Annotated in this window: 17 protein-coding genes; 11 read left to right on the plus strand and 6 right to left on the minus strand. The window is 69.7% G+C overall.

Annotated features, from left to right (window positions below; all coding sequences use genetic code 11):
- The first annotated feature begins 28 nt into the window (after nt 1–28).
- Nucleotides 29–1,378: a thioredoxin family protein gene (locus tag Q664_RS46650; RefSeq protein ID WP_043412382.1), complete on the plus strand. Its 1,350-nt coding sequence runs from the start codon at nt 29–31 to the stop codon at nt 1,376–1,378.
- A 16-nt stretch (nt 1,379–1,394) separates the two neighbouring features.
- Here the strand turns inward: Q664_RS46650 and Q664_RS46655 are convergent, their stop codons facing one another.
- The 4 genes from Q664_RS46655 to Q664_RS53690 all read right to left on the minus strand — a co-directional run bounded on the left by Q664_RS46655 (nt 1,395) and on the right by Q664_RS53690 (nt 5,850).
- On the minus strand, nt 1,395–2,771 hold the full coding sequence (locus Q664_RS46655) for a DUF1444 family protein (RefSeq protein ID WP_043412385.1): 1,377 nt from the start codon (nt 2,769–2,771) through the stop codon (nt 1,395–1,397).
- Complete coding sequence (locus Q664_RS46660; protein ID WP_043412386.1) at nt 2,768–3,946, minus strand: metallophosphoesterase; 1,179 nt, start codon at nt 3,944–3,946, stop codon at nt 2,768–2,770. Before Q664_RS46660 ends, Q664_RS46655 begins: the two co-directional genes overlap by 4 nt.
- A 50-nt stretch (nt 3,947–3,996) precedes the next feature.
- Nucleotides 3,997–5,121 carry a helix-turn-helix transcriptional regulator gene (locus tag Q664_RS46665; protein ID WP_043412388.1) on the minus strand — a complete coding sequence of 375 codons (1,125 nt, stop codon included), beginning with the start codon at nt 5,119–5,121 and terminating at the stop codon, nt 3,997–3,999.
- A 180-nt stretch (nt 5,122–5,301) separates the two neighbouring features.
- Nucleotides 5,302–5,850, minus strand: a complete 549-nt coding sequence (locus Q664_RS53690; RefSeq protein ID WP_052519564.1) for a hypothetical protein — start codon at nt 5,848–5,850, stop codon at nt 5,302–5,304.
- Nucleotides 5,851–6,046: 196 nt separating this feature from the next.
- Between Q664_RS53690 and Q664_RS46675 the strand changes: the two genes are divergently transcribed.
- From Q664_RS46675 to Q664_RS46700, 6 genes are all read left to right on the plus strand, one after another.
- A complete protein-coding gene (locus Q664_RS46675; protein WP_152622759.1) occupies nt 6,047–6,463 on the plus strand; it encodes a hypothetical protein in 417 nt (138 codons plus the stop codon).
- A 16-nt stretch (nt 6,464–6,479) separates the two neighbouring features.
- Nucleotides 6,480–9,014 carry a putative metal-binding motif-containing protein gene (locus tag Q664_RS53695; protein ID WP_052519566.1) on the plus strand — a complete coding sequence of 845 codons (2,535 nt, stop codon included), beginning with the start codon at nt 6,480–6,482 and terminating at the stop codon, nt 9,012–9,014.
- Between the two features lie 84 nt (nt 9,015–9,098).
- On the plus strand, nt 9,099–10,040 hold the full coding sequence (locus Q664_RS46685) for an MBL fold metallo-hydrolase (RefSeq protein ID WP_052519567.1): 942 nt from the start codon (nt 9,099–9,101) through the stop codon (nt 10,038–10,040).
- A gap of 106 nt (nt 10,041–10,146) precedes the next feature.
- Nucleotides 10,147–10,566 carry a hypothetical protein gene (locus Q664_RS46690; protein WP_052519568.1) on the plus strand — a complete coding sequence of 140 codons (420 nt, stop codon included), beginning with the start codon at nt 10,147–10,149 and terminating at the stop codon, nt 10,564–10,566.
- A gap of 118 nt (nt 10,567–10,684) precedes the next feature.
- The gene (locus Q664_RS46695; RefSeq protein WP_084610925.1) at nt 10,685–12,667 is read left to right on the plus strand and encodes a PAS domain S-box protein; all 1,983 of its coding nucleotides are present in this window, start codon (nt 10,685–10,687) and stop codon (nt 12,665–12,667) included.
- On the plus strand, nt 12,657–14,576 hold the full coding sequence (locus tag Q664_RS46700; protein WP_043412389.1) for a GAF domain-containing sensor histidine kinase: 1,920 nt from the start codon (nt 12,657–12,659) through the stop codon (nt 14,574–14,576). The genes Q664_RS46695 and Q664_RS46700 overlap by 11 nt, the downstream gene beginning before the upstream one ends.
- A 12-nt stretch (nt 14,577–14,588) precedes the next feature.
- On the opposite strand, the gene Q664_RS46705 is transcribed toward Q664_RS46700, so the two are convergent.
- On the minus strand, nt 14,589–15,419 hold the full coding sequence (locus Q664_RS46705) for a GspE/PulE/PilB domain-containing protein (protein WP_043412393.1): 831 nt from the start codon (nt 15,417–15,419) through the stop codon (nt 14,589–14,591).
- 296 nt (nt 15,420–15,715) lie between these two features.
- On the opposite strand from Q664_RS46705, the gene Q664_RS46710 reads away from it, so the two are divergent.
- The 4 genes from Q664_RS46710 to Q664_RS46725 all read left to right on the plus strand — a co-directional run bounded on the left by Q664_RS46710 (nt 15,716) and on the right by Q664_RS46725 (nt 18,426).
- Nucleotides 15,716–16,462: a MotA/TolQ/ExbB proton channel family protein gene (locus Q664_RS46710; protein ID WP_084610926.1), complete on the plus strand. Its 747-nt coding sequence runs from the start codon at nt 15,716–15,718 to the stop codon at nt 16,460–16,462.
- A 115-nt stretch (nt 16,463–16,577) separates the two neighbouring features.
- The gene (locus Q664_RS46715; protein ID WP_043412395.1) at nt 16,578–17,063 is read left to right on the plus strand and encodes a biopolymer transporter ExbD; all 486 of its coding nucleotides are present in this window, start codon (nt 16,578–16,580) and stop codon (nt 17,061–17,063) included.
- Nucleotides 17,064–17,077: 14 nt separating this feature from the next.
- Nucleotides 17,078–17,662 carry an ExbD/TolR family protein gene (locus tag Q664_RS46720; protein ID WP_043412397.1) on the plus strand — a complete coding sequence of 195 codons (585 nt, stop codon included), beginning with the start codon at nt 17,078–17,080 and terminating at the stop codon, nt 17,660–17,662.
- 89 nt (nt 17,663–17,751) lie between these two features.
- Nucleotides 17,752–18,426 (plus strand): HAD family hydrolase, encoded by a 675-nt coding sequence (locus Q664_RS46725; RefSeq protein WP_043412399.1) that lies wholly within the window; start codon nt 17,752–17,754, stop codon nt 18,424–18,426.
- Here Q664_RS46725 and Q664_RS46730 read toward each other — a convergent pair.
- Nucleotides 18,413–18,658 (minus strand): hypothetical protein, encoded by a 246-nt coding sequence (locus Q664_RS46730; protein WP_043412631.1) that lies wholly within the window; start codon nt 18,656–18,658, stop codon nt 18,413–18,415. The two genes, Q664_RS46725 and Q664_RS46730, sit on opposite strands and share 14 nt — an antisense overlap.
- Nucleotides 18,659–18,663 lie beyond the last annotated feature (5 nt).

Here is an 18,663-nt window from a genome sequence, read left to right on the forward strand (position 1 = left end):
CCCGCCCGCGGAGTAGGGTGCCGGGCTCATGAGAACACTCCTCTCCAGCCTGCTCGTGGTGGGTCTGCTGGCCTGCTCCACCGCGCGCACCTCGGCCGTGTCCGAGCCCGCGGCGTCGCATGCCCGGACGCCCCTGCCCTTCATCGAGGATGACTACCCGCGTGCCCTGGCGGAGGCGAAGTCGAGGGGATTGCCCCTCTTCGTCGATACCTGGGCCCCGTGGTGCCACACGTGCCGCTCGATGCGTGCCTACGTCTTCACGGATGCGGCACTCGCGCGGCATTCCGGGCGGTTCGTCTGGCTCGAGGTCAACACGGATCTTCCCGGCAACGCGCAGTTCCAGGAGAAGTACCCGGTGGAGTTCTGGCCCACCTTCTTCATCATCGACCCGAGGGAGGAGAAGGCCCTCGTGCGCTTCGCGGGCAGCGCCACCGTTCCGCAGTTGGAGAAGCTCTTCGAGGATGGCGAGCGGGCGTACCGTGGGGGCGCCCAGGGACCCGAGGCGCTGCTGGCCCGTGGTGATGCCCTCTATGGTGAGGGCAAGGCCGCCGAGGCGGCGGACGTGTTCGCCCAGGCGCTGGCCGAGGCTCCGGCGGATTGGTCCCGCCGTGCCCGTGCGCTGGAGTCCACCCTCACCGCCCAGTACGGCGCCAGCCGGCACGAGGCGTGTGCCCGGACGGCGCTGGCGGAGCTTCCCAAGGTGCCGCACTCGGCCTCGTGGGCGAACGCGGCGGCGCTCGGGCTCTCCTGTGCGCTGCAACTGCCGGAGGGCACCGCGGACGCTCAGGCGCTGCGGGACTCGCTGGAGGCGAAGGCCCGTGAGGCGCTCTCGCCGGACATCGTCATGCCCGGGGATGACCGCTCGGGCGTGTACGACGTGCTGGTGCAGGCGCGCATGACGGCGAAGGACGAGGTCGGCGGGAAGGCGCTCGCCGAGCAGTGGCTCACCTTCCTCGAGGGCGAGGCGGCCAAGGCCCCGACGCCCGAGCAACGCACGGTGTTCGACTCGCACCGCATCGGCGCCGCGCTGCTTCTGGGTGACCCGATGAGGGTGGTTCCGGCCATCGAGCAGAGCGAGAAGGACCTGCCGGACGACTACAACCCGCCCGCGCGCCTGGCCAACCTCTACCGGCGGCTGGGCCGGCTGGATGATGCACTGGCCGCGAGCACCCGGGCGCTGTCGAAGGTGCAGGGCGGCCGGCGGTTGCGCGTCCTCTCGGAGCGGGCGGACATCTACGTCGCCCGGGGTGAGAAGGACGCGGCCGTGCGCACCCTGGAGGAGGCGATCGCCTACGCGAAGACGCTCTCCGGGGCGCAGGCCTCGCCGCGCATGGTGGACGCCCTGGAGAAGAAGCTGGCGGCCACGAAGGTGAAGTGAGGAGACGGGCCCGTGCTCAGGGCCCGTCTTCGTCGAACAGGTCGCCCGGGTCGTTCTGCCACCGGGCGAGCTGTTCCAGGGTGGGAAAGCCCGTCACCCGGTAGCGCTCGGGGTACAGGCCCTCCACCGGCGCGAGCAACTGCCCGGCCACCCGCGATACCTCTTCCCAGCGGGCGATGCCCACTGGCGGGGCCTCCGGGCCGAGCGCCGGGTCCATGAAGAAGATGACCTCGGCGCGCGGAAGGACGGCATCCACGCCCTTGAGCCAGACAGCGTAGCTGAGGCTGCGCCCGCGCTCGTCCTGGTACGGGGTGAAGGCGGCCACGAAGAGGTCCACACCTTTCTCCTCGTAGAACTTCTCCAGTTGCTGCGTCTGCTCGTCGTAGTCGCGCGCCCGGGTGAAGAGCTCCAGCTTGCGGAAGTCCCCCCAGGCGTTGCTGAGCCGCTCCGGCATGAAGGGCACCCAGCCCGCGGGCGTGAGGCGCATGGCCCGGCCATCCAGCGCGCGCGGGGCCATCACCGCCTTCAGGGTCAGGGCGGCCACCTGGTTCAGTCCGTCCTCGTCCTCGGAGCCGGTGATGAGGAGCAGGTCGCGATGGGGCACGAGCACCACCGGCGTCCCCTTCACCGGGCAGCGGCGCACCACCTCGTCGAGCAGCATGCGCGAGGCCGCGTAGCTGTCCTCCCAGGGGGCCTTGCAGGTGCCGGGAGCGAGCTGCTCGAGGGGCTCGGTGCTGCGCGAGCGCAGGTTCTCCACGGCCATGCCGAGCGCCTGCTCGAAGGAGACGCCCCAGCGCGTCAGCTCGTCGGGCCCGAGGTAGCGCAGGGTGTCCGGTCCGTCGAAGGCCAGCCCCACGCCGAGAAAACCTCCCAACGGTTTCCACACGATGGGCGGCGACTTGCCCGGCGGGCCCTGCATCACCAGCCGGAGCTGCTCGAAGAAGGTGCGGCTGCGCACCACTGGCAGCAGGTTCGGCCGCGCCTCGGCGAGCGTCGCCGGCAGGCCCGGCATGCTCCGCACGCGGGTGATTCGAGTGAAGACCTCGTCCTGCCCCTCTGGCGGCACGGCGTGGTACTCGTCGAAGAAGTTGGCCAGGAACACCGTGGTCCCGTCCTTGTCCCCCAGCCGCAGCAGGAAGCCTTCGGCGTCGTAGTGGATGGGGCGTGTCTCGCCGGAGGCGCGCAGGGCCTCCATGGCCCGCCGGGCGAAGGCATCCCGCTCCGCCTGCTCCTGCTCGGGGGATGTCTCCTCCTGCCCCTCGGCGTGCTCCGAGAGCCGCGCCTCGGTGGCCCGCGCCTCCGGAGTGGACGCGCGCAGGGGCGCCGCGCACCCGCCCAGTGCCACGCTGCCCACGAGCGCCAGCCCCACGAGTCTCCGTGTCGTCCTCATCATCCCTGTCCTTCCTGGTGCTCGTGGCCGAGCGGCCGTGCCGGTGCGCGGGCATCGAGCTCGAGGAGCTCGAAGGACTCCAGGGGCGACTCGCGCATGCCGCCGTCGGTGAAGATGAGCACCGCCTCGCCGGGACCGGTGGGCGGTGGGGTGCCGAGGCTGTACCGGAGCGAGGTGCCGTCGGTGACGAGGTAGCGCAGCACACCGTCCCGGGTGCCCTCGCGGGGCATCGCGAGCAGCTCGCGGGTGCGCTTGTCGCGCGTGTGGCCCACCACCTGGGTGAGGCCGGGCGGGAGCTGGTGCGGGTCGAACCGGCGCCGGGGCGTGGCGGCACGGTGGGCGGCGTCCTGGGGGAGCAGGCTGGGGCGGTGGTAGAAGATGCCGCGTCCCTCGCCGTACGTGGCGCTGCCGGGTTGGTACAGCCCGGGCATGGAGAAGGGCCCCTCCTTCCAGGCCGCCACCGCGGTGTCGAGCGCCCGGTTCAGCGCGTCCGCCACCGTGGGCGCGTGGGCCCATTGGGACTCGGGCAGCCCCACCACGCGCAGGTCCTCGCGCGTGACGCCCGCGTGCAGCACGAGCAGGTGTTCCGCCCCGGCGTGGGCCACCCGGAAGCGCCCGGCACGCAGCAGGTACGCCACCCAGTCGCGCTGCACCTCGCGGAAGTTGCCGAAGTCGCGTGCCGCCAGCTCCACGTTGGGCAGCTCCGGGTAGCGGGTGAGGAAGTCGCGCTCGCGGGCCTCGTCGGTGTCCTCACCCCGATAGATGCCGTCCGCCTCCGCCTGGGCGGCGGCGAAGCGCGCGTCGGTGAAGCCGGCGAGCTCGCCCACGCGCCCCAGGTCGTGGTTGCCCAGCAGCAGCACCGCCTGGTCCGCCGGGTGCGCGGCCATCCACGCCACCAGTTGCAGCGCGCTCCTGGCCACCTCCTCGCGCTCGGTGGGCCTGCCCCAGTCGAAGTGGTCCCCCACCGAGAGCAGCCGCACCTCGGGCCGCAGCCACCCCTCCGGGCCGAGCAGGCCATGACGGTCGAGGATGGCGAGGAAGCGGGTGAAGTCCGCCTGCGGGTCCCCCATGGCGAAACGCCGGGTGCGGTGCTGGCCATCGGGCGGTGTGGAGTGGGGACCACGGCGGACGGCCTCGGCGGCGCGGGCGAGGGCGGACTGGACGAGGGGCGTGCTCACGGCCCCATCCTAGTCCCGCCCGCGAGCCGGTGCCCGGTTGCCCGCCCGGATCAGGAGGCCAGGAAGCACTTGGCGATGAGCGCCGAGCGGCTCTCCACCTGCGCCTTGGCGAGGATGCGGGTGACGTGCACCTCCACGGTCCGCTCCGCGCAGCCCAGGTGCAGGGCGATGGCCTTGTTGGACTCACCGCGCACGAGCCTGCCGAGCACCTCCATCTCCCGGGCCGTGAGTCCCCAGCCGGAGCTGAGCGTGTGCACGCGGGCGAGGGCCTGCTGGGGCTCGTTCTGGATGATGGCCAGGTAGTGCGCGGGGGCGCCGGTGAGGCGCAACGGGGAGAAGGTCAGCTCCGTTCCTATCGGCTCGCCCTTCAGGTGCCTCTTCAGGGCCTCCGCCACCCGTCCGGAGTCCTGCTCGAGCCGGGCCCGCCCCAGGCTGTTGGCGAACGCCACGCGGCCGGTGGACGTCACCACGTACGCCGCCTGGCCCAGCGCCTCCAGTGCCGCCTCGAGCGCCGCGTGGAGCATTCCCCCTTCGCGCAAGCGCGCGTCCAGCGCCAGCCTGCGCTGCATCGACGGAATGAGCTCGCGCAGCAGACGCAGCTCCCGCGAACTGAAGGGCTCCGAGCGCATCGCGCCCACCCACCCCAGCAGGGCCGGTCCTTCACAGACGAGCACGCGCAGGAACATCATCCGTTCCAGTCCGTACTCCTGGAGGACTCCACCCATGGAGGCGCGCACCTGGGCCTGGAGCCGTGCCTGCTCCTCCATGGGGACTCCGAGCGTCTTCCAGAGGGTGAACCGGTCGTCCCTCGGGGGCGCGGGGGGGGCCGTCTCCTCCATCCCGGGCGCGTGGAACTGCAGCTCCCGGTTGCGTTGGGAGGGTTGGGGGTTGGCGGGATTGAAGTACCCCCAGGGATCTCTCCGCGTTCCGACGAAGCCATCCAGTGACGCGTGGGCTACCCGCGGCTCCAGGGAGAAGCCGGAGTAATTCAGGAAGCTCAACTGGTAGCGCTCGGGCCCGATGTCCACGCCATACGCGAGGCTGCGCTCCGCGCGCAGCGCTTCCCGCAGGGCCTCCACCAGGGCGGGCAGGACGTCCACCCCCGGCTCGACAAGGTCGAGCCGGGCCCGCAGGTCCTCTAACAATCGCTGATCCTGCGAATCCAATGGTTCCAAGCTAAAACGGACTATAGGCGGCGCGGCTGGAATGCCAAGAACACCTTTCAATGACGCGAAGAGTTGCACTCGCGGTGGGAGTTTCTAAGGGATTTCCCGCATGGAATTGGGACACGCAGTCGCAGGGCCACGTGACCCGGTTCCGAGGATGTCACAGGCCGGGTCACGTGGCTCGTACGGCTAGCCCGCGGTGATTTCACGCCGGATGAAACGCCGCCGGTCCGCCTCGGGGCGCGAGTAGACGCCCGCCGCCGCGCCAATGAACGTGCCGAGCACGTGGAGCGCGGTCCACCGCCAGAAGCCAAGGCCATACATGAAATAGAGGAGGTCCGGCGTGTCGAAGCCGTAGAAGAAGGCGATGGTGGCCGGCACCGCCACCGATGTCAGGGCCGCCGCCACGAACGCGCGCTTCCACGTCCTGGCGAAGAAGCCTCCGAAGACGCCGCCCAGCATGCCGTTGAGGAAGGGCATCCAGAAGGTGATGAGGCTCACGAACACCATGGTGAAGGTGCCGATGACCTGGCCCCGGTTCTTGAGGACGAGGCCCTCGGTGGGCGTCTCGCGCACCAGGACCTCGTGGTAGCCGGTTTCCTCGATGTCGGGCAGGGGCTCGGCGGCGGTGGTGCGGACCTCACGGCCTCCCAGCAGACCCCGCTCGCACTGGCCGTCCTCGAGGACCTCGCGGCGCGTCTTGGGTTTGGGATTCTGGGGATCGATGAACTCGGACATGCGTGCTCTCCCGGTGGGTGGAGGCGGAAGGCTCCGCCGGTGGTACTGCCGTTGAAGATGTGGCATCCCGGGGCGGGAGACAGGGGAGGCCGCCCCATGGGAGGGCAGGCGGGCGGGCGTGACGGGACTTGGCGGCGGGAGGTTGGCCGGTATGCTGCGCCTCCCTCGTGCCCCTGTCTGGCCGGATGGAGTCTTCATGCGTTCGATGCGTCCCCTGCTGTGCGTTGCCCTGTTGTCCTTCGGTCCTCTGTCGGCCTGCGCGCTGCGCCCGTACTACCGGCAGGTCCTGCCGCCCGACATGTCCGCGATGAAGCCCGCGGCGGCCGCGGGCCAGGGCGAGGCGGTGCTGCTGCGGGTGGTGGAGCCGGGGACGGAGCGGCCCATTCCGGGCTCGCGCGTCATCCTGACCATGAACCGGGGGGCACGCGTGTCGCTGGTGAGTGACCAGGAGGGGCTGGTGCGGATGCCGGTGACGCCGGAGCTGCTCGCGGAGAATCCGCTGGTGGAGGTGGTGCTGCCCCCGGGAGTGCAAGGCTACGCGTTCCAGCCGGTGAAGCAGGAGCCCGAGGCCGCACCCGCGGGCGAGTCGGTGCCGCAGCCGACCCAGGATTGATGTAGGCTCCGCGTCCATGCGTCATGCGTGGATTGCCGGATGCCTGCTGCTGCTCACCGCCTGTTCGAACAAGGTCACGGACAGCGCGGTGGCCCTCACGGTCAAGTACCCGGGCTACACCCCCTTGTGCCTTCGGGTGACCGCCCTGGATGCGGCGGCCCCGGAGCGCCGGAGTGAGGAGCTCATCCTCCAAGCCAAGCTGGCCACGGACGAGGACCGGACGCTCGTCCTCGCCGTGTACCGGGAGAAGAGCTGGAGTCCGCAGCTGCAGGCCGAGGTGGCCTCCTACGACACGGCGGACTGCTCGGGCGAGGCCATCGAGACGCGCCAGCTGGCCTCGGCGGTGACGCTGCCCGCCAAGGGCTCCGTGCCGGCGGCGCTCGAACTTCTGGCGCGGGATGTGGACAAGGACGGTCATCCCGCCCGCGTGCCGGGGGACAGCGCCATCCGGGGCTCGGACTGCGACGATGGCAAGGACACCGTGCACCCGGGCGCCACGGCGGTGTGCGACGGGGCGGCCAACCTCGCCACGGACTGGAACTGCGACGGCAAGCTGGACTGCAACGGCGGAGGTTGCACGGGCGATGAGATGTGCGGCTCGGGCTTCTGCGTGGAGGGGATCTGCTGCAACAGCGCCTGCGATGCGCCGCCGTCGCAGTGCCAGGGCGTGGGGGTGTGCAGCACGGGCACCTGCGCGTATCCCGTCAACACCGGCGCTTCCTGTGATGACGGGAGCCAGTGCACCAGCGGCGATACGTGCAATGCCAGCGGGACGTGCACGGGCACGCCAGCGGTGATGTGCAACACGCCGCCGGGTCAGTGCCACGCGGCGGCGGGTACCTGTGTGCCCTCGACGGGCGAGTGCGAGTACGCGCCTCTCCCCGCCACGGCCTCCTGCGACGATGGGAAGGCGTGCACCCTCGATAACAAGTGCGATGGCAACGGGACGTGCGGGGCGGGCACGCCGAAGACGTGCAACACGCCGCCGGGTCAGTGCCGAGAGGGGACCGGCACCTGCGAGGAGCCGACGGGCGACTGCAACTACGCGCTCAAGCCCGCCGATTCGGACTGCGAGGATGGGAGCCTGTGCACCCTCGGCGACAAGTGCGATGTCAGCGGGACATGCATGGCGGGCACGCCGAAGACGTGCGACATGCCGCCGAGTCAGTGCCATGTGGGCACGTGCGAGCCCTCTTCGGGCTCGTGCAACTACTCGCCCAAGCCTCCGGCTACGGCCTGTGAGGACGGCAAGGACTGCACGTCGGACGCGTGCGATGGCATGGGGACCTGCGTCAGCACGCTCAACTGCTCTCCTCCGAGCATCTGCAAGAAGGCCCTCGAAATGTGTACCGGTGATGGCAAGTGCCAGTTCGAGGTGGACTCCACGCAGGTGGGGAAGATCTGCCGCGAGGGAGGAAGGTCGGGAACGTGCCAGGCGGATGGGGAGTGCCAGCCGCTCCAGTTCAGCTACACCGTCACGAACAACTTCGACCCGGTGGCCATCTCGTCCGAGACCATTGCCGACCTGGACATCACGTGTGGTGCCACCTTCGACTCCTCGGGGACGCCGACGTGGACGTTCGCTCCGGACTGCAGCTTCACGCCGCCCACGCATGTGGTGACGGGTGCCGACGTCGTGGTGATTCCGGTCCGGAACCTCACCGTGAGTCTCCCCCTGCGCGTGGTGGGCTCGAGGCCGGTCGTTCTGGCGGTGTATGGCGATGCCACGCTGGGCAACGAGGTCCTGGCCCACTCGGCGCGTGCCGAGTCGCGGCGAGGGGCGGGGAGCGGGGTGGAGTGCACGGGACGGATGGGCGGCGCGGGAGAGCTCAGCGGTGATGATGGAGGAGGCGGCGGAGGAGGCGGCCTCGCGACGACTGGAGGCCTGGGAGGCGCCAACGACGGTGGCAACGGGCCGGGCTCGAGGGGGAGCGCTCTGTCGACGAGTGGTTTCGTTCCGCTGGTGGGAGGCTGCCAGGGTGGAACGGGCGGCGGTATCGCGGACACGGCCCCGGGTGTGGGAGGCCAGGGCGGTGGGGCGTTGCAGCTCTCCGTGGCGGGCACGCTGACGCTGAAGAGCCTGGTGAGCGTGAGTGGCGCAGGAGGAGGCGGTGGTGATTCCAACACCGTCAACAACGCGGTGGGCGGTGGCGGTGGCGGTAGTGGTGGAATGCTGGTGCTCGAGGCCGGGACTCTCGTGATCGAGGACTCCGCGCGGGTCACCGCGAATGGCGGCTCGGGCGGTGAAGGTTCCGATGCCCAGGGCGGAACGCGGTCTCCGGGCGTCGCGGGAATGGATGGGAGTCTCGTGGACGCCTCCACGGTGGCGGGCGGTGACGGCGGCGCGGCCAACGGAGGTGGGGGAGGCTTCGGTGCGGCGGGAATGTTTGGTCCTGGCGATGGTATCGCGGGGACGGGCTCTGGCGGCACGCATGGCGCCGGAGGCGGTGGCGGTGGTGCCGCCGGCCGCATCCTCCTGCGTAGCGTGAGTTGCCCCTCCATTCCCTCGGGAGCCATCATCAGCCCGATGACATCTCCCACCTGCCCTTGAGGGGCGGGCCACCGCGAATCCTGGAGCGGCCCGTCCGCCGGGCCTATGGTGTGGAGCGTCTCCCCAAGGAACGGAGCGCTCCACATGAAGAAGCTTCTCATCGCCGCGTTGTGGGTGGTGCCCGGCGTGGCGTCCGCGCAGTTCGACGAGGCCACGCTCGCGAAGACTCCGGTGAAGTCCTCACCGGTGGCGGGCAACGTGCACATCTTCGAGGGCGCGGGCGGCAACATCGGCGTCTCGGCGGGCCCGGACGGCATCCTCATCGTGGATGACCAGTTCGCCCCGCTGGTGCCGAAGATTCGCGCGGCGCTCGGGAAGCTGACCAGGGGCAAGGACAAGACGCCCGAGTACGTGCTGAACACGCACTGGCACTTCGACCACACGGGCGGCAACGCCCTCTTCGGCCGCGAGGGCACCATCGTGGCCCACAAGCACGTGCGCACGCGGCTGATGAACGGGCTGGAGAGCGCGGCGATGGGCATCAAGATTCCTCCCGCGCCCAAGGAGGCGCTGCCGGTCATCACCTATGACCAGGGCATCTCCATCTTCTTCAACGGCGAGGAGATCCAGGTGACGCACCTGCCGTCGGGCCACACGGATGGCGACAGCATGGTGTACTTCACCCAGTCCAACGTGCTGCACCTGGGAGACCAGTTCACCGGGGACAAGTACCCGTTCATCGACCTGGAGAGCGGTGGCTCGTTGGAGGGCTACCTGCGCAACGTGGAGCGGGTGCTGCGGACGCTGCCGGCCGGGGTGAAGATCATCCCGGGCCACGGTGCGGTGTCGGGGCGCCAGGAGCTCGAGACCTTCGCGCAGATGCTGCGCGACACGGTGGAGCTGGTGAAGGGGAAGCAGGCCGCGGGCAAGACGCTCGAGCAGGTGAAGGCCGAGGGCATGCCCGAGAAGTACAAGAGCTGGGGTGACGGCTTCCTCAAGCCGGAGCAGTGGCTCACGGTCGCGTACCAGAGCCTGAGCGGGCAGAAGCCGGAGCCGGCGAAGAAGCCGGAGGCGCCGAAGAAGTAGGGCGCCCCGCTCCGAGTCCCTGGAGCCGCGGGAGCGTGGGGCCCGGATTGAATCAATCCGCGGGGGCCTCGTCTGAAGGAGCAAGAACGATTGGGAGGATAAGACGATGATGCTCCGGAACGGACTCTTCACCCTGGCTCTCTCCGCACTGCTCCTGGCTCCGGTGGCCGCTCGGGCCGATGACTGGGGCCGGCACGACGCCTCTCCGGTGGGTCAGCCGTCCCAGGGCGGGAAGCACATCCTCCCCGGGGGGAGCTATCGCCCGGCGCCGCCTCCTCCGGCCCATCCCCCGCGCTCGAACCGGCCGCACCAGGCGGGCCGCTATGAGCTCCAAACGGTCCGGAAGTTCGTGCCGGGCCACTACGAGCGGGTCTGGGTCGAGCAGAACTGCAAGTACCGTCCCCGCCGCAACGTGACGAAGTGCGAGGGCGGCCACTACGCGCAGCGCTGGGTGGAGGGCTACTACCAGTCCGTGCAGGAGTGGGTCTGGGTTCCCTCGCACCGGGGTCCCTACGGCCGCGGCTGAGACGCACGCCCGGTGGAAAAGCCACCCGGTTGCGAAGACGCGGTGGAGCCGCGGTCCGGCACCGGACAGGGGAGTCCGGGTCACGGACTGCCCCTGAGGCGGGAGCCGGGGTAGAGTCATGAACGTGTCTTCCCACGAGTCATCCCTCGGCGTCGTCCTGGTGCCCGCGGCCTCGGCCGCACGCGAGCCTCTCGCTCGCGCCGCGGCGCAGGCCGGCCTGCGGGTGGTGGAGACGCCGGAGCAGGCCACCCTCGGTCTGGTGGACCTCACCACGCCGGAGGGTGCCTCCGCCCTCTCCACGCTGCTCACCACGCCCGCGGGAGCCCGGCTCTCGCTGGTGGCCCTGGTGGAGCCGGACGAGGCCTCCTTCTCCGTCCTGGAGTCGCTCAAACCCGCGGAGGTGATGACCGCGGGATGCCAGCCCCACGAGCTCGCCTGGAGGTTGCGGCGCGTGGCCGAGCGCCACCGCGAGCGCCAGGAGCTCATGCGGCGGCAGCAGGACCTGTCGCTCCTGGTCGAGCTCACCGCGGACTACGCCGAGAGCTTCGACGTGGAGGCGCTGCTCCATGACGTCACCCGCCGGCTCGCCGAGCGGCTCGGTGTCAGTCGCGCGGCGCTGGTGATGCTGGACAGGAACGGGGATGGCGCGCGCGTGGTGGCCGCCAGCGACGCTCCCAACCTGGAGGACGTCCGCATCGACCTGGACCGCTACCCGGAGGTGCGCGAGGCGGCGCGCACGGGCAAGCCCGTCGTCGTGGAGGACGCCTCGCACCACCCGCTGCTGGAGGGCGTGCAGAACGAGGTGGCCGCGCGGGGCATCCAGGCGCTCGCGGCGCTGCCCCTGCACATCCGGGGCGAGGTGCGCGGGGTGCTGTTGCTGCGGGCCTCGGGCGGGGACCGGCGCACCTTCGCGCCGGATGAGATCGACTTCCTCAACACGGTGGCGCACGCCACGGCGGTGGCCCTGCGCAACGCCTCGTTGCTGCTGACGGTGCGCGGGCAGACCGAGCGCGAGATGTCGGCGCGCATCGCCGCGGAGGCCAAGGCCGCCTCGCTCGAGACGTACCACCTCTTCTTCGCCAACGTGCGCGAGGGCGTGGCCATCCTCGATGACAAGGCGTGTGTGCTCAGCCTCAACCCCGCGGGCGAGGCCATCCTGGCGACGCCCGCCGAGGGCGCGTATGGCCGCCACCTGGTGGACGTGACGCAGCCGTTGGACGAGTCGGTGCTGATGGAGCTGGTGACGGCGGCCCGGCGCGGCGAGTCGCGCTCGGACGTGGACCTGATGGTGCGCGCGCCCGATGGACGGCGCCTCACGCTGAGCTTCTCGGCGGCACCGCTGGAGGACGGCCGCCGGGCCATCATCCTCTCCTTCCGGGACGTGACGCAGGCGCGCCATCTGGCGGACGAGCTGCGCCACACCAAGGACTTCCTGGAGCGGCTCATCGACTCCTCGGTGGACGCCATCGTCGCCGCGGACATGCAGGGCCGCATCATCCTGTTCAACAAGGGAGCCGAGGCCCTCTTCGGCTACGGCGCTCCGCAGGCGCTGAGCGGCATGTACGTCCACCAGCTCTACCCGGACGGGGTGGCCCATCGCATCATGAAGCAGCTGCGCAGCCTGGAGTACGGTGGGCGGGGCCGGCTGTCGGTATGCCGCCAGGACGTCGTCAACCGCACCGGGCAGATGGTGCCGGTGAACATGACGGCCTCCATCGTCTACGAGGGCGGCCGCGAGGTGGCCAGCGTGGGCATCTTCACGGACCTGCGCGACCGGATGGAGCTGGAGCGCAAGCTGTCGGACGTGGAGACGCGTCTGGAGGAGAGCGAGAAGAACGCGGTCATCGTCGCCCTGGCCGGCACCGCCGCCCACGAGCTCAACCAGCCCCTCACCTCGGTGATGGGCTACGCGGAGCTGCTCAAGCGCCGGCTGAAGGAGGAGGACAGCTCCTACAAACCGGTGGACATCATCTACCGCGAGGCCGAGCGCATGGCGGAGATCGTCCGGAAGATTGGCCGCATCACCCGTTACGAGACGAAAGCCTACATGGGGTCCCAGCAGATAGTGGACCTCGACAAAGCCAGCTCCCATGACGACTGAGTCACGTCGCCTGCCCTTGCCGGAGGTTCCCTCCGCCGAGGCCTTCCGGGCCTTCTTCGAGACGGTGGAGCTGCCCGCGGCGCTCTGCGATACGCGGTTGCACCTGCTGCTGTGCAACAACGCGTTCGCGCGCTTCTGCTTCGACCATGGGCTGACGGTGGAGCAGATGATGGAGGGGCTCGCGGACGCGCGGGTGCCCGAGGACGGAGCGGCGTGTGTGGTGGAGGTGCCGCTGCCGCAGGGGGGCGTGGTGGTGATGGAGCTGGCGCGGCGGGGCGAGTCCGTGTCGGTGGTGGGGCGGCGCGAGTCGGAGCTGATGCGGGGCCAGTTGGTGGTGGTGGAGCAGGCGCTGCTGGAGCAGGCGCGCACGGAGGGGGTGCTGCTGGACCTGGGGCGCAGCGTGGCCGAGGCGGGCAGCGAGGAGGAGCTGGTGGCGTCGGTGGCGCGCGGGGTGAAGGAGCTGTTCCCCGGGCGCTCCTTCTGCATCCGCATCATCGACGCGCGCACCGGCGGGCTGACGAGCCTGTACGCCGAGGGCCGGTTGAAGGAGGGCTCCCGCGAGCCGCTGGTGCTCAAGCGCACGGCGGTGGAGAAGATGCACCTGACGGCGGAGAGCATTCCGGCGGGCAAGGTGGTGGTGGCCGCGCTGGTGCCGTTGCTCTTCGAGAGCAGCACGGGTGGGGTGAGCGCGCCGCTGGTGGCCAGCGGGCAGCTCTACGGCGTCATCAACCTGGAGTACCCGTCCTCGCTGCGCGAGGAGCCGGATCCGATGCAGGACGAGCGGGTGCTGGTGCAGCTGGCCAACCAGGTGGCGGTGGCGGTGAAGAACGCCAAGCTCATCGACGAGCTGACGTTCGTGCGCAAGTACCTGGAGGAGCTGCTGGAGAAGGCGAACGCGCTCATCCTGGTGGCCAACCGGGACAAGAAGGTGGTCGTCTTCAACCAGGCCATCAGCCGCCTCACGGGCTTCAGCAAGGAGGAGGTGCTGGGGCAGGACGTCTTCACGCTGGTGCCCGAGGACGAGCACATGCGGCTGGCCTCGGTGCTGGCGGCGGCGATGCGGGGCGAGGCGGTGCCCAACTTCGAGCTGCGGTTGCGCACGCGCATGGGGGAGGCGCGGGCCTCGTTCGCGACGTCCTCGGCGCTCGCCTCGCAGGGCGAGGTGGAGGGGGTGATGGCCATCGGCCAGGACGTGACGGTGGTGGCGCAGCTGGAGCAGCGGGTCATCCACGCGGAGAAGCTGGCGTCCATGGGGCAGCTGGCCGCGAGCGTGGCGCACGAAATCAACAACCCGATGACGGCGGTGGTGGCGTACTCGGAGTCGCTGCTGCAGCGGGCGATGATGATGGGGAGCGCGGGGGCGGCGGACTCGGAGAAGCTGCGGAAGATATTGGAGAGCGGGCAGCGGATTCTCCGCTTCACCAGGGACCTGACGTCCTACGCGAGGCCGGCGAAGGACAAGGTGGAGCGGGTGCAGCTCAACGCCCTGTTGGACAAGGCGGTGGGCTACTGCGAGCACGTGGTGGCGCAGGCGAAGGTGAAGGTGGAGCGCGACTACGGGGAGCTGCCGCCGTTGCACGCGGTGCCGGCGAACCTGGAGCAGGTATTCGTGAACCTCATCACGAACGCGTGCCACGCGATGAAGCCGGGCGGTCAGGTGTGGCTGCGGACGAGGCGGGAGGGGCGCGAGGCGGTGGTGTGGGTGAAGGACACGGGCAGCGGCATCGAGCCGACGAACCTGTCGCGCATCTTCGAGCCCTTCTTCACGACGAAGATGGAGGGGAACGGGACGGGGCTGGGGTTGTCCATCGTGCAGCGCATCGTGGAGAAGCACGGGGGCAAGCTGAGCGTGGAGAGCGAGCTGGGCCAGGGCACCACCTTCACCGTGCGCCTGCCGCTCGCGGACTGAGCCACCTTCCGCTCAGTTCCCCTCCTCATCATCCAGCTCGCGGGTGAACTCCTCGTTCGTCAGGAGCCCCTTGCGGGCCATGATGCGCATGAGGGCCCAGAACTTGCGTTCCAGCTCCTCGACCCGGTCCACGGGCTCGGCGGGGGCCGACTCGCCGAAGAGCGAGTCCAGGTCGGCGCTGACGTCACCGCTCGAAGGCCTGGCACTGGCTCTGCTCTGTCCGCGCTTGCTCCGCCGCTGCTGCTCGCGCTCCTGGATGAGCTGCTCGAGCGAGACGCGGCGCGTCGTCTCCCCGGGGGGCAGCTCCTCGCCGACGATGATCTCCTCGACATCCTCCTCCTGGGCGTCGGGGAGGGACTCCGGGGCCCGGGTGGGGATGGGGGCCGGGGTCGTGGCGGGGGGAGGCCGGTGGTAGTAGCGCTGGATGGCGGAGCGCACGGCGGACAGCGGCGCCACGCGGGGGCTCACCTTCAGGCCGGTGGTGAACTCCATCTCCTGGAGGCCGGCGGTGTCGAGCGGGTCGGCCATGGCCACCACCAGCAGCCGGCGCCCGCCCACGTTCTCCAGGGCCACGGGGAACAGGTCGTGCTGCTCGCAGAATCGCGAGCGCAGCAGGTGGATGGCGCTCCAGTCCGGGGGCCGGGTGCCCAGGTCGATGACGGGCACACCCAGGGCCTCGCTCAAGGCGTGGGCCAGGGTCTTCTCGGTGATGGCGCCCAGGCACACGAGTGCCGCCCCCAGCCGCTGCCGGGTCCGTTGTTGCGCCTGGAGCGCCACTTCCAATTGGGCCGCGGTGATCGCCCCCCTCTCCAGGAGCAGCTCGCCGATCCGCTTTCGGGCCATGATCCGCGGCCCTTAGCCCCAGCCCCCGGGTCCGTCAAGCAGGCGACGCAGCGCGAAACGAGCCGTCCGTCCGCCACCAGACCAGCCATCCAGCCGATGTCCGATCGCAAAATTCCCGTGGGATTTCAGCAACTAAGAGCACGGAGCGTGCCTTGACACTCCAGGACCGCCGTTCCTAAAGTCCGGCTCCAATTCTGCCATTCCCGGTAAGGGACCCGTGTGGGTATCCGTACGGGAACCAACCGGCTGGCAAGGCCCGCCATGTCGGGCACGCCCCTCTCTGGAGGCCATAAGCGATGAACCTGGGGTTTCTGACGAATCTGACCATCCTCGCGAACGCCGGCGGTCACGGCGCCCAGCGCTCGTTTTTCGAGGAGGTCGCCATGCGCTGGGAGGCGGGTCAGTGGGGTATGTACCCCATCGCCGTCTGCCTGGTGTTCGCGCTGGCCATCATGATCGAGCGCGGCATCATGTTGTTCGGCAAGGCCTCCATCAACAAGGACGCCTTCCTGCGCGGACTCAAGAAGCACATCTACGCCGGTGACCTGGACAAGGCCATCAACTACGTGGCCGGCCAGAAGCAGACGCCGCTCACCCAGGTCATCAAGGCCGGCCTGATGAACGTTCCCAAGGGCGAGGAGGAGGTCCAGGCCGCCCTCGACGAGGCCAGCCTGCGCGAGACCCCGAAGATCGAGGCCCGCACCGGTTACCTCGCCATGCTCGGCAACGCGGCGATGCTCGCGGGGCTTCTCGGGACGGTGTCCGGTCTGATCTCCTGCTTCGAGGCCGTGGCCAACGTGAACCCGGCCGACAAGGCGACCATTCTCGCCAACGGTATTTCCGAAGCCATGAACTGCACCGGCTTCGGTCTGCTCACGGCCATCCCCGCCGTCGTGGCCTTCTCCATCCTGTCGGGCCGCGCCACCGCCATCGTCAACGACATCAACGAGACCAGCGTGGCCGTGCTGAACCTGATCGTGAACAACCGCGACAAGTTCAAGAACGCCACCGTCTCCGCTTCCGCCCGGGACTCTGAAGAGTAATCCCAGGAGTAGAAGTTCACTCCTGCGGGGAACCTGGAATCCGGGCGCGTTGTCGGTGGGTGTGACGCGCGCCCTTCATCGTTGAACGTCGTAGCGTGGGCGGAAGGAGAGTGCCATGGCCGGTGGAATGGATCTCGGGGGAGGTAAAGGCAAGAAGTCACTCGACGTTGCCATCAACCTCACCCCCTTCATCGACCTGATGGCGGTGACCATCAGCTTCCTCATCATGACGGCCGTGTGGACGCAGATCGGCCGGCTCCAGGTGGCGCAGGCCGGAGGCCCCGCCACCGAGGAAGAGCAGAAGCAGGAAGAGCAGACCAAGACGGTCCAGCTCACGCTGTTCGTCACGCCCACCGAGCTGCGGCTCGCGGCGGACCAGAGCGAGTTCCCGGCCATCGAGGCCAAGCGTGGCGCCAACGGCAAGCTGGACCTGGCGCCGCTGATCGCCCGCTTCAAGGAGCTCAAGGCGCAGTTCCCGGATCAGTCGGCCATCACGCTGCAGACCGAGGACAAGGTCCGTTACGAGGACCTGGTGCGCATCATCGACCAATGCATCGGCGCCGGCCTGCCTCAGGTCTCGGTGTCCGCCATCATGGGTTAGGGAAGGCATCCACCATGGCCATCAAGGTTCCCGGCAAGCGCTACGGCAAGCGGCTGCAACACTCCAAGGTGTTCGGCCACGGTGCCCACCACGGCAAGCACGGCGGCAACGCGGACGTGCTGATTACCCCGCTGGTCGACATGTTCGTGATCATCGTGCTCTTCCTCATCGCCAACTTCTCGGCGACGGGCGAGGTGCTGATGATGACCAAGGACATCCAGCTGCCCGAGGCGGTCAACGTCAAGGAAGTGGAGATGCACCCGGTGGTGATGGTGTCCGGAGATCAGGTCTCCATCTCCGGCAACGTCGTGGGCCAGGTGCAGGACCTGGTCAAGGAGGAGTACCTCAACATTCCCGCGCTCGAGGAGAAGCTGCGGGACATGAAGAAGCAGTTCGAGGACCTCCACGCCATGGCCGAGGGCAACACCAACGCCTTCAAGGGTGACGTGAACATCCAGGCCCACAAGGACGTGGAGTTCTCCATCATCAAGCGGGTGATGTTCAGCTGCGCCAGCGCGGGCTACAACAACATCAACTTCGCCACCCTGCAGAAGGGCGAGGCCGGCGCCGAGCCGCCCACGGCCGCCGCCACCCCGTAAACCCTCCGGGCCCTCGAGCCCGAAGTGACCGCGCCCCGCGCTCCGGACTTGTCCGGGCCGGGGCGTTGGTGTTTCCAGGGGATATGCCCATGTACCCGCGCGCCGCGCTCTTCGACCTGGATGGCACCCTGCTGGACTCGCTGCACGACATCGGCGCGGCGATGAACCACGCGCTCACCACCCATGGCCTGCCCGTCCACCCGCTGGCCGACTACCGCCGCTTCGTGGGCGAGGGCGTCCGGGTGCTGGTGGCCCGCGCCGTCCCCCCGGGCCGCGAGGAGCTCCACGAGGCGGTGATGGCCTCCTATAAGGCCTTCTACGACGAGCACTTCCTGGACCACACCCGGCCCTACCCCGGGGTGCGCGAAGTGCTCGCCCGGTTGCAGGGCGAGGGCGTGAAGTTGGCGGTGTTGAGTAACAAGCCCGACGCGGCCACCCGCCGGTTGGTGGAGGCCCTGCTGCCGGACGTGCGCTTTGGCGCCGTCTACGGCGAGCGGAGCGGGGTGCCTCGGAAGCCGGACCCCACGGCGGCGCTCGGGATTGCCGCCGAGCTGGGCGTGGCGCCCGGAGACTGCGCCTTCATTGGCGACACGGCGGTGGACATGGACACCGCGCGCGCCGCCGGCATGTACGGCGTGGGTGTCACCTGGGGCTTCCGGAGCGTGGAGGAGCTCCAGGCCCATGGGGCCCGGGCGCTCGCCCACTCGTCGGACGAGCTGCTCCAGGCCCTCGCGAGCGCGCCCCGCGCCGCTACACGACCTTGACGCGGCGGGGGAAGCCACTGGACAGCTCGGCTCGCTGCTTCTCCTCGGCGCGGCCGTGCGCCGTGGCCGCGGCGATGAAGTGGCACACCCAGCCGAGCAATCCACCGGTGCCCAGCCAGAAGCCCGGCGTGATGATGAGCCAGAAGAGACCCCGGAAGATGTCCCCGTTGTAGAGCTGACCCAGTCCGGGGATGAAGAACGACAGCACGGCGGCGATACCAGGGCGGGACATGTAGC

It is taken from the genome of Archangium violaceum Cb vi76 (genome assembly GCF_000733295.1).
Classification (GTDB): domain Bacteria; phylum Myxococcota; class Myxococcia; order Myxococcales; family Myxococcaceae; genus Archangium; species Archangium violaceum.